Consider the following 12049-nt stretch of genomic DNA (forward strand, 5'->3'; position numbering starts at 1 on the left):
CTTATTGATCGTGATTGGGCGATGACAAAATTTGTTGCTGCTGTTAAAGGATTAGCACAAGTGGTTGATTATGAAAGCAATATGCTAGAGAGCAGTGGTGTTCCAGATTACGAAGAAATCAATTTATGTAAAATACGTGGTTTGCGTGATCTTAATAAATCCATGAGTGATGTGAAGCGCTACATGAATCAAGATATTGAGAATGAGGTCGAAAGTTTGTTGTCTGATTTACAAGAAAAATTACAGCGTAATAGTAAATTGCTTCAAACGCATTTAGATGCAGTCAATGATCTTTCGCGAGCCATGCAAATATCTGGCCGTGTAAAAGAAACAGAGGAATAATCCAAAATTGATCAATATCGGTTGTTCTAAGTGATGACAATGATGAGATAGAGCGCTGGTTTGAATAAAGAATGTGTTTGTTGAGTGTCCATGTTTTAAACGCGTTGAGGTATTTAAATTATTATCGTTTTGTTGTGCCGAAAATAATGTCTTTAAAATAGCCTCCTTTGAGGTGTGATGATATCAACTGCACGCTGTGGGAAGCCAAGTGAAAGCCGTTTAAGAGAAGGCGGATTGTTTACAGATTGAGAGGATAGGGAACTTCATTTTTTAGTTTTGGGAGGAGGTCAAGAGAATATTTAGGACATCCCATGATGTCTTATGAAACAGCTTCCTTTGACATGTGGTAATGTCAGGTTTTACACATTAAGTCTTTTTAGAGTATGCTCATGAATATTACCTATAAGCCTCATGGAGTACTGCCCTTTAAGGTGTGGTGATATGAAGTAGTGAGTTTCTGGAATCTGCGTAAAAGTTAAAAAAATATTATTTATTCATTATAAATCAATTGATTATCTATTACATAAATCACAAATTAAGTGTATTTAGGAGACACATTTATATCAGTGGTTGTAACCCGGAACCATCACACTATTTTCAGCTTCCAATATTGCGACAGTCCTTGGCACTTGAGACGGTTCATAAGAGGCATTTTTAGTCCTTTCTTAAATAGTTTTTATCTATACACCAACGCTCCTGCTTGTGATGTGCAAGCGAATGGTTTTTGTTGTTAAAACATGGAACAGGTTAGAAGTGAGAAAGTACTATGGTATTCGGTTTTTTATTCAATATGAAAAAAAGCATTATAAGTTAATATCTTTTTTGATGTGATAATGATTTTTGAGAATTTAAAAAATATGAGTTTCAATAAAAAAGCAGCACTTTATGCTGCTTTTTTATTTAAGTTTGCTTTCTGCTTTTAGAAACGATAACGTATTCCGCCAGACAAATTGGTGCCAGATACACCGGCTTTTTGCAGTTTCTGCCGATAGCTGATATCGGCGTTTAGTACAATATTTTGAGAAAGATATGCATTCACCCCCATGCCTCCCTCAACTGAAGAGCCGGTAGGATCAACATGAAAAGTATCAGCAATTTTTATTGTTTTACCATCGCCAAAAGTTCTGATAACATTCATTTTACCATAGAAGGAAACAGCTTTGTTTTCTTCAACAGTCATTATCGTTTTTGTTAAACGTCCACCAAAACGGATCAACCATTGATGTGGATTGCCCATGTCTACTTTTAAGCCATTGGTATCTGAGAAAATATCAAATATGAGATTTTGATAAATGAATTGAGCTTGTGGTTCAAAGACCAGCCCTTTTGTATCGGTTGCTAATTTCTGACCAATGGTTGCAGATATATTAAGCATCTCGGTACCATCTAATTTTGCGGCATTCCCAACAAGAGCTGTGGTAATATTTCCTTTTAAGGTTCCGTAAGAAAGAAGAGCGTTGACATATATACCATTGCTATGCTGGATGCCGCTATAAGCGGTAAGTGACCATTTATCAAGCGTTGTCTTTTCAGAATCTTGCATTTCTTTTGGCGTAAAGGAAAGCTTTCCGTACGTTCCTAAAAGACCAAAATGTGTGCTTATGTCTTTACTTTCTAAGGCGGCTAATATGATCCCCAATTGTAAAGCTCCATAGTTTACATCAGCATCATAACCATAGCGCAGTGGATTGCGGTTGGAAGATAAAGAGACTTTTTCGCCGTAAGAGGAGAAAAAGAGATTATTCTTTTTATTATCTTCTGCTCCAAATACTGTTGTCCGCATAGCATCTAACAATGTGTTTTGATTGTTTACATCAGCAAATCCAGCAGAAAATAAAGTATTAGGCAGGGTTAAATAGTTTGCCACCTGTGGTAAAAGCGCTCGAACTTTTTTATCGTTATCAATATAGGCATTCTGTAAGCGGAAATCCCAGAAATTACTATTGTTGCCCAAAAGACTTTGGCTCTCATGAGATGTTCCAGGTTTATAGCCTTTGAGTACATATTTATAAGGTTGTCCACCTATTGTCATATAGTTTCCTGCTAATGTGAAGGAATTTTCATTTGCTTGTCCGGAAACTTGAATGATTGAAATTCCATGGGTTCCTAAAGGGAGTGACGCCATGTGTTCTCCCCAAACAGCAGCGCTATCGGTTATTTTTTTATCTGTTTCTTGCAGATTAATGTGAACAACAGTATTCCCTGAGACATCACCATTAATCACAAGGCGATCAGTTTGTTGCTCAGTGATAGGAGAATGTTTGTTCCATTGCGTGTTGACATAAATCTCTGCAATACCTGTTGCACTATAAACTGCTGCTGTGTGAGCTGTTTCATCTTCTTGCGAAAGATTAGACCCTATAAATAAAGTTTGGTAATGTCTCTCCATGGGCTTCTCAAACATAATGGCGCTGTTTGTAAGGCGCAATACAGAAAGGTTAGAATATGATTTTTCATCAAGACCAAACTGTCTATAGTCATCTAAAGCAGTATCATCATCTGAAACATTATCATTATTTACGGCGTTTTTATTTGGCTTTAAGAACCATTTTGTCTCTTCTTTTAGATCAAAAATTGTTCTATTATTTTGAGAAGTTCTTACCCGACCTTCTAAAGAAGAGTGATCCGCAACCAGTGTAAGGGTGTTTGTGGATCCGCTTTCGTTTTGTATATTTTTTAATAAAACATCGGCATGAATTTTTGAATTTTTAAGGCTAACTTCACCGTTTGTGTTTGCTCCATAAAGGTTGATACCAACTCCATGGTCAACGAGAAGCTTCGTATTCTCTAGATTTATTTTACTCGCAATATCTTGTTCTTGAACGGTGTTGACATTTTTTTCAGCATTGCGTGTATACCGTTTCCTAGAGGCACGATATGGATTATTGCGGAAAACAATACCATTCGCTTCATAATTTCCTGTGACATGGAGGCTTGAATCTTTAAGATTGATTATCCCCTCTATGTTGGTCAAACCAGTTGTTTCTGCTGTTGCAGTAATACCAGTGGCATCAATTTCTCCACCATCTGATACACTTAGTGCAACAAAACCCGCATCAATTATTCCTCCTATGAGGTTGACTTTGGAATTACTCCCCTCTGCATGGATAGCAATCACCCTGTCTTGAATTTTTTTGTTATGCAGAGTTATGTTCTTACCGTTTTTAGCTTCAACTCCAGCGCTTATATCCTCAATTTTTGCCGGATTTTCAGGCTGTTTTATGGGGGATATTGGTTGTGTAAGCTCTGATTTTTCAGATATTTTTTGTGCAGATGCAGATTGTGTGGGCACTTGTTTTACAGATTCTGATGCACCCTGTGATGTCGATTTTCCAGCATCTGGTCTGACAGATATTGCTGAGAACTTTGATGTATTAGGCGTCGGTGATTGTTCTGCTGTTGGTCTTGTAGATTCTGATTTTTGAGGTTCAGAGTTTTTAGATACTTTTTGTGTATCCGCTTCTGGTCTTAAAAGTATTCGCTGTCTGGGTTCTGATCCTTGAGGCTCTGGTGATTGCTCTTTTGTTGGTTTTGTAAGTCCCGAATTTGTGGGGTCAGAGTTTGCAGGTGTTGGTTGTAAATTGGGTGCAGATTGTGTCGCTTCTGATTGTGAAGAGACAGCAGAATTTGGAGGCGTCTTTTCGCTGGACGAGTCTGTAGAAGAGGTGGGGGCTCCTGAACGTCTTCGAGACTTTACTTCCATTTTTGTTGGGGGAGTGTTAATTTTTTCAGAAGAGTCTGTAGAGGGAGTAGGCTTTGTAGGGTGTTCAGATGGTTGGGGGTGTGTTAAAGAATGTGTCGTTTCTCCATATGAAGAGCGCGTATATCTCCTTAATTTTTCTCCAAGTTGCATGTGAGGAGCGACAATTCTTGTAGGAGTAGACTTTGTAGGTTCATCTCCGGTAAGATGAGGGGGGATGATCGTTCTTGTAGAGTCAGATGTTGTCGGGGGAGAAGAGAGATCTATCGTTGGAGTCATAGCATGAATAGCATAAGACAAACTGGTGGAAGAACAAAACAGAACTCCGGAAACTGTGTATAGTAAGAAGCTTTTTTTCATATGGATGTATTCCTAAAATATTTCCCCCCTCTCTCATAAAAAGTAAAACTTTGACCTCATTATGTCTCTTTTGTAAGAGACAAAACGAAACATAATGAGATCTATTCATATTTCAAGATAAGGAATACAAGTATTTTTAAAAGTGATAGCGCATTCCGCAGGAAATACTTATTCCAGATATGCCAACTTTTTTGAATTTATGTTGATAGCTGAGATCACTATGAAGCTGAATATTTTGTGATAAGTGTGCGTGAATACCAACACCACCTTCAATTAAAGATCCCATAGCAGCAAGCGGAAAGCTTTTACTAAAAGTTTTGGTCATATTCAGTCTGCTATAGAAGGAAACGGCATGACCTTTGTTTTGCGTTAAACGTCCGCCAATACGAAGCAACCATTGATCAGGTTTTCTGATATTCATTTTAGAGTTATCTTCATCTGAGAAAGAGCCAAGCAGGAGACGTTGATAAACAAGTTGTACTTGCGGTTCTAGGATGACACCTTCAAAACTGGTTGATAGTTTTTGACCAACAGTTGCAGCAGCCCCTAATGTTTTTCTATTATTTACTTTTAGGGTATGCTTGATGTTACCTGCGGTAATATTGTCTTTGAACATTCCATAAGAGAGAAATGCACTTGCATAGATGCCACTGTCATGCTGGATATTTCCATATGTGGTGAGGGACCATTTATCAAGCATCTTCTTAAGAGAGCTTTCTTTGTTTTTAGGAGCAAAAGACAATTTCCCATATGTTCCGAAAAAACCAAAATTGGTGCTGATGTTTTGATCTTCTAGCGCTATTAATGTTGCACCTGCTTGCAAGGCAGCATAGCGGATATCCGCTTGAACGCCATCTTGTTTTGTAGGAGCTTTGGAAGAAAACGCACTCTTATTGCCATAAGTAGATAAGAAAATTCCTCTCTCTTGATGATCTTTGGGTTCAAACATTGTTATTTGCATATTGTCTAACAAGATATTTTGATTGTTAACATCAGCAACTCCAACAGCAAACATCGCAATAGGCATAGTTAAAGAACTTTCTACTTGTGCTGTAAGAGTTGTTCTTTTTTCTGTTTCATCAAGAGAAGTAGGCATTGCTTTATCCGCTGTAAGTTTAGAGATGTTCTGTGTATCAGCGGTAGCGGTGCTATCATCCTTTGAGAGTAATTTCGCATGAGCTTCTGAGGGGGTGTCAAGAGTCGTTTTCGATACTGAGGGAGTGGTGTTCGTTTTAGGATCAAGATGAGACTGCGAATTCTCATTTATTGTAGGCCGTGTAATTCCATGCTTTGTTCTTGTGGATGAAGTGTCCTTTGGAGGAGGGGATGTTTTTTCTTTTCTCTCCACGTTGGTTATTCCATCCGCGTTCAAAGTCTCTAATACTGCTTTGCGTAAAGCATCAGAAAGTTCTTTGTTTTGTCCTTGTAACGCACTATCTACTTGTGCTGCTTTATGTAATATTTCTGCTTTATTTTGCAGTTTGTGCCAATCGCGATTGTTTTGTGTTGTCCATTGTTGGCGCGCGGCATTAATACGCCGTTGATTATCAGCATCAAGAATTTTTGCTGCCTTTGCAGCATCGGAAACTGCTTTGTTGTAACCACGTAATAAATTTTCTGCCTTTATCAACCTGTTCTGACGTAATTGGTCAAGCTGCACATTAGCTTGCATCATGATTTGCATATCTTGATGGTGTTTGTTTGCCATGGTTTGGGCACGTATATTATCCATTTCACGGTTCACCACGTTTATATGAGCACCAGAACCATAACGACCTGCACCTGCAAAAGAGCTGTTAATTGTATCTCTTACACGATCCATATGATTTTCAAGTGCTTGGTTGAAGTGCGCATTATCTTCCATCATGGCGCCAGAGGCTATCTTTTCAAGATTTTTTTCCGCTTGTGTTGGTGTGTTTATTAAATCAATGGCATGGCGATATTGTTGAGGTAATTTGATAATTTCCTCAAGGGCATGGCGTTCCTCAGGGCTTAGGCTAGAGGCGGTGCTGGTAGATGTGAAGGTAAAAGAAGAAAAAAACAAAGTACAAGCAGTTGTACATAACAAAAAATTTCTACGCATAGAAATGTCCCTTAAGATATTTTTCTTTTTTAAATAAAAATGAACCACTCTTTGACACATTACAATTTTTTGTAATGTGACAAAGATAAGCAGCACTGCTTACATTTCAGCGCTGCTTATGTGTCAAAAGAGAAAGCTAAGATTTCTAAAAGCGATAACGCATTCCACCGGAAAAATTAATTCCAGAGATTCCAGCTTTTTGGAGTTTATGTTGGTAATTAACGTCAGCATGAAGTGCGAAATTTTGGGAAAGTTGCGCGTTAACACCAAGTCCCCCTTCAAGAGAAGAGCCCATAGAATCGAGATGGAAAGAATCAACAATATCAATTGTGTTTTTCTCACCAAAAGCTTTAATGACGTTCAATTTACCATAAAAAGAAAGAACACGATCGTTTTCAGAGGGAAGTATTATTTTTGCTAAACGCCCTCCAATACGAACCAACCATTGATGGGGGGGCTTTATATTAACCTGGAAACCATCGACATCTGAAAGTGTTCCAAAGGCAATATGTTGATAAATAAGTTGCGCTTGTGGTTCAAAGGCCAATCCTTCAACACCGGTCGCTAGTTTTTGTCCAATGGTCGCTGATATATTCAATATATCCGTATTTTTTAACTCTGTGGTGTTGCCGATAAGGGCTGTCGTAATATGCCCGTTTAAAATGCCATAAGAGAAAAGTGCGTTAACATAGAGACCATTGTCATGCTGGAGATCACCATAGGCCGTCAAAGAGCGCTTCTCCAGAGTGCTTTTGTCACAGCCTTCCATATCCTTTGGCGTAAAAGAGAGCTTTCCATAGGTACCTAAAAGACCAAAATTCGCGGTAATGTTTTGATTTTCTAGCGTTGCTAATGTCATGCCTGCTTGTAAAGCAGCATAATGAACATCCGCACCATAACCATATTCCAATGAACTACGGCTGGAAGATAATGTGACCTTGCTGCCATAAGTTGATAAGAAGATCCCTTTCTTTTTATGACCTTCTAATCCCAAAACTGTTGAGTGCATATTATCTAACAGTGTATTTTGATTGCTTACATCAGCTAATCCAGTGGAGAACAGTGCGTTACTCATCACCAAATAGCTTGCCATCTGCGGAACAAGAGCTTTGATTTTTCCTTCATCATCGAGGGTTGCATTTTGCAAGCGGAAATCCCAGAAATTTTCATCTTCTTCCAAGAGCACTTGTACGTTGTTTTCCTTTCCAATGGCTGATGCATTGGTATCTTGTGCATCTTTTTCTTTTGATTCTTGCGCTCTTCCGCTTAAATGACTTTGTGCACTATCGGCTTTCCCAAGGCTGGAGGTTGGTCCATAGCCATTGAGTATATATTTATAAGGTAAGCCCCCCATTGTGGTGTAGCCATGGGCAAGTTTGAAGGAATCCTCATTTGCTTGCCCAGATACTTGAATGAGTGAGAGCCCACGCATATTTAAAGCAATTGAATCATCTGCTTCTTCATTGGATGATTCTGCATGCTTTGAAAGATTATTGAAATAGATCTTTGTGGTACCTGAGACATCACCACGAATGAGAACACGGTCAGTTCTTTGTTGTTCTTTTGTAAGACCATTACTCCATTTGGTATTAAAGTAAATTCTTGCCTCGCCTGTTGCATTGTAAACTGTTGCTGCATCGGAGCTTCTGTTTTGCTCTGCTTTTTGTGGATGTCTTCCCACATTTAAGGTTTGATAATGGTTTTCTACTAAATCATGCGGGGTATTAAATATGATAGAGCTGTCATTAAGGTTTAGAATTGAAACAACAGATTGTGCTCGTTGTTTAATGTCAATGAGTTTGTACGAATGAGATGAGCTGTATTCGTCTTCTACTTCAAATGGACTAATTTTCAAGTGCCACTTGCTGCCATTGTTCAGAGTAAAAATCGTCGTATTTTCAGTAAAGGTTTTTACTTTTCCTTCCATAATTGAATCATCAGCGGTTAATACGAGAGTCTTAGGCTTAGTATCCTCCGGTACGCTTTTATTCTTCAACAACATATCAGCACGAATTTCTGAATTTTTAAGAAAAACCTCAGCAACAGATTTAGACGAATACGGTCCCGCAATACCAATACCATCTGACATCAAAAGTTTTGTGTTGGTAAAAATCGCCTTATTGACGACCTGTTCTCCCTCTTTTACGTAAGAATCTGAGATGTAGTCAAAACGAATACCATAATTTTTATGATGTCCTGTGACGGTTATGATTGAATCTTCAACATGGATTGTCCCATTGGCAATTTCTAAACCATGCGTTCCTGCTTTTCCCACAATTTCTTTAGCATGAATGCGTCCACCTGTGGCTGCAGAAAGCAAAACACTATTGGAGCGCATTGTTGAGTTTTTAATGATAATAAAGGCTTTGTCATCAGCGACGACTGCATTATAGTTACTACGGACAAAAACATTTTTTAAGACCTTTTCTTCTTCTGCCTTATCCGCACGAACCACGCTCATTATAGAAGGTTGTGTATTTGCATAAGTTGAACCGAAATGAGAAAAAATGAAAGTTCCAGCAATTGTACATAACAAAAGATTTTTCTTATAAATAAATTTCTTACACATAGATATGCCTTTAGTATTGGTATGCTTTGATGCTTACTTCATTCCCCTGATGGCGCAAGTACTTTAACGATTTTTATATCATAATGTTTTTTATGTAAAGAACAAAACGAAATATTATGTGGTGTTCTCTATAGTTTGAAGATTTGCTTTGGGAACACTTTTGATCTGCTAATGTAGATTAGTGAAAAACATTCCCCAAAAACATAGATTTAGTAAATCCATGTTCAAACAATGCTATGAATTCACCTTCAGCGAATAGAGCTTATTATCATGAGAGTTTTTTAGAATTAAGATGAAAGATATATTATTACGCTTGTGAAAAATTTTGAGTAGATTTTTTCTGTATAAAGAATAAGTAATTCGTTACGCTGTCTAAATATAACTAAAAAAGTCAAAATATTTCTTTTTTGGGTAAATACTTAACAATTTTTCAACCGATGGCACTTTTTACGATTTACAAAACTAAGCAGCGCTGTTTCTATTTCAGCGCTGCTTATATTTTAAAAATAACGATCAGAAATTTTTAAAAGTGGTAGCGTATTCCACCAGACACATTTATTCCAGATACACCAGCTTTTTGAAGTTTCTGTTGATAATTAACATCAGCATGAAAGGCAATATTTTGTGATAATTGTGCATTCACACCAAGTCCACCTTCAATGGCAGATCCCATAGAATCAAAGTGGAACGTATCCCCAATCTGTATGGTGGCATTGTTAGAAAAAGCCTTAACAATATTCAATTTACCATAGAAAGAGAAAATACCACCTCCCTCAGTAGGAAGCGTTGTTTGCGTTAAGCGTCCACCAACACGCACCAACCATTGATGGGGATTGCCCATATTCACATCAAAACCATCAACATCTGAGAGTATGCCAAGCATAAGACTTTGATAAACAACTTGAGCGTGTGGTTCAAAGGCCAATCCTTTCGTACTGGTTTCAAATTTTTGTCCAATGGTTGCTGATACGCTAAATGTATCAGCGTCAGTTAATTCTGCCGTCTTGCCTATAAGAGCTGTAGTGACATTTCCCTTGAGAATTCCATAAGAGAAGAGCGCATTGACGTAGAAGCCATTATTATGGTGGAAGCGACTATATGCAGTAAGAGACCATTTATTGAGTGTACTTTTATCAGCACCTTCCATATCTTTTGGAGTGAAGGACAATCTCCCATATGTACCCAAAAGACCCAAATTTACGGCGATGTTTTGTTCTTCTAGTGCTGCTAATGTAACGCCTGCTTGTAAAGCAGCATAGTGAACATCAGCACCATAACCATATTGCAATGGAGTGCGGCTAGAGGATAATGTCATCTTATTGCCATAAGAAGATAAGAAAAGCCCTTTATTTTTATGATTTTTTGTTTCCGATGCTGTTGTTCGCATATCGTCTAATAATGCATTTTGATTGCTTACATCAGAAAGTCCTGTGGAAAATACAGCGCTGGGCAACACCAAATAGCTTGCCACTTGAGGAACAAGGGCTCTAATCTTTCCTTCATTATCAAGTGTAGCACTTTGCAAGCGGAAATCCCAGAAATCTTCATCTTGCGCATTTTTTTTATCTTTTAAAATCCCTTCAAGAGCATTTCCGTTTATAACATAGCTTGTGTAGTCTTTAAGGGTGTTTTCTTCTGATTCCTGAGATACACTTCCCAAGAGGCTTTGTGTGCTCTCTGCTTTTCCACGACTTGAGGTTGGCCCATAAACGTTGAGTACATATTGATAAGGCAATCCCGCCATTGTGACATAGCCATTTGCCAGCTTGAAGGATGTTTCATTTGCTTGTCCAGAGACTTGAATGAGTGAAAGTCCCCGTGCGTTTAAGGGAAGGGAATCCTCAGTCTCTGATTTTCTATTGTTTGAAAGATGATTAAAATAAATTGTTGTGGTTCCAGAGATATTTCCATGAATAAGAAGGCGGTCAGTTTTTTGTTGTTCTGTTTCTAAACCATCACTCCACTCGGTATTGAAATACAACCTTGCATTACCCGTTGCATAATAGGCTGTTTCTACAGTAGGGACCATATTGTCTCGTGATTCATAAACCTCAGCAGTTTTCCCTACACTCAAGATCTGATATTGCCCCTTTCCCAAAGCAGATGTTACATTAGCAGACGGTGCGTTAAATATAATAGAGCTATTATTAAGATTTAGTACTGAAACAGTAGAAAGTGCTCGTTGTTTAAGGTCACTGAGATCGAAATTAAAAGTATTAAAATCAGTATCTGAGTCCTCTTGACTGACTTTTAAGTACCATTTGCTGTTGTTGATCAGAGAAAGAGTCGTTGTATTTATTTTTAAGGTTCTTGCTCTTCCTTCTAGAATCGAATTATTCGCGGTTAATGTAAGAGAGACAGGAAGAGTATCGTCATCATAATATTTACGTCTGGTTTTATTTCTCAATAAAACATCAGCCCGAATTTCCGAATCTTTAAGGGAAATTTCAGCAACAGATTTTGAACCATAAGGACCCCGAATACCGACACCATCTTTCACAAGAAGTTTGCTCTTGGTAAGATTAATCCTATTGACAACATTTTCACCTTCTTTTACGTCACTTTTTGGGGTTTCATAAAGAACGATACCGCCCCCTCCAGCTCTTTGAACGGTTATGATTGAATCTTCAATATTGATTATACCGTTTTTAGTTTCTAAACCTTTGTATATTGAATTCGCATCAATTCTTTTCGCGTGAATTTGCCCACCTTTTGATGCGGAAAAAGCAACTGACTCTGTGTGTATTGTTGAGTTTGTAATTGTGGCAATCGCTTTTTCAGTCGTAGAAACCCCAGTTTTCTTATTGCGGATAAAAACATTATTAAGAGTCTTTTCCTCTCCTTTACCCAGCTCAAACTCATTAATAATTTCAGGAGGTTGTGTATTTGCATAAGTTGAACCGAAATGAGAAAAAATGAAAGTTCCAGCAATTGTACATAACAAAAAATTTTTCTTATAAATATATTTCTTACACATAGATATGCCTTTAGTATT

Annotated in this window: 5 protein-coding genes; 1 reads left to right on the forward strand and 4 read right to left on the reverse strand. The window is 37.9% G+C overall.

The window, feature by feature from the left end; genetic code table 11:
* Window positions 1-342, forward strand: a 342-nt coding sequence (locus ACFIO3_RS03925) for a flagellar protein FlgN (RefSeq protein ID WP_375704123.1), incomplete at its 5' end; no start/stop codon positions are given.
* Window positions 343-1261: 919 nt separating this feature from the next.
* Here ACFIO3_RS03925 and ACFIO3_RS03930 read toward each other — a convergent pair.
* The 4 genes from ACFIO3_RS03930 to ACFIO3_RS03945 form a co-directional block, all read right to left on the reverse strand.
* Window positions 1262-4402 carry an autotransporter outer membrane beta-barrel domain-containing protein gene (locus ACFIO3_RS03930; RefSeq protein ID WP_375704124.1) on the reverse strand — a complete coding sequence of 1047 codons (3141 nt, stop codon included), beginning with the start codon at window positions 4400-4402 and terminating at the stop codon, window positions 1262-1264.
* Between the two features lie 136 nt (window positions 4403-4538).
* Window positions 4539-6485 (reverse strand): autotransporter outer membrane beta-barrel domain-containing protein, encoded by a 1947-nt coding sequence (locus tag ACFIO3_RS03935; RefSeq protein ID WP_375608493.1) that lies wholly within the window; start codon window positions 6483-6485, stop codon window positions 4539-4541.
* A gap of 145 nt (window positions 6486-6630) precedes the next feature.
* Window positions 6631-9054, reverse strand: coding sequence for an autotransporter outer membrane beta-barrel domain-containing protein (locus ACFIO3_RS03940; protein ID WP_375608494.1), 2424 nt, complete (start codon window positions 9052-9054; stop codon window positions 6631-6633).
* A gap of 523 nt (window positions 9055-9577) precedes the next feature.
* Window positions 9578-12031, reverse strand: coding sequence for an autotransporter outer membrane beta-barrel domain-containing protein (locus ACFIO3_RS03945; protein ID WP_375608495.1), 2454 nt, complete (start codon window positions 12029-12031; stop codon window positions 9578-9580).
* Window positions 12032-12049 lie beyond the last annotated feature (18 nt).

It is taken from the genome of Bartonella sp. AD328YNZD, assembly GCF_042196425.1.

Coding starts and splice junctions, on each gene's coding strand:
- ACFIO3_RS03930 (WP_375704124.1), bottom strand. CDS start 4,402: ATGAAAAAAAGCTTCTTACTATACACAGTTTCCGGAGTTCTGTTTTGT.
- ACFIO3_RS03935 (WP_375608493.1), bottom strand. CDS start 6,485: ATGCGTAGAAATTTTTTGTTATGTACAACTGCTTGTACTTTGTTTTTT.
- ACFIO3_RS03940 (WP_375608494.1), bottom strand. CDS start 9,054: ATGTGTAAGAAATTTATTTATAAGAAAAATCTTTTGTTATGTACAATT.
- ACFIO3_RS03945 (WP_375608495.1), bottom strand. CDS start 12,031: ATGTGTAAGAAATATATTTATAAGAAAAATTTTTTGTTATGTACAATT.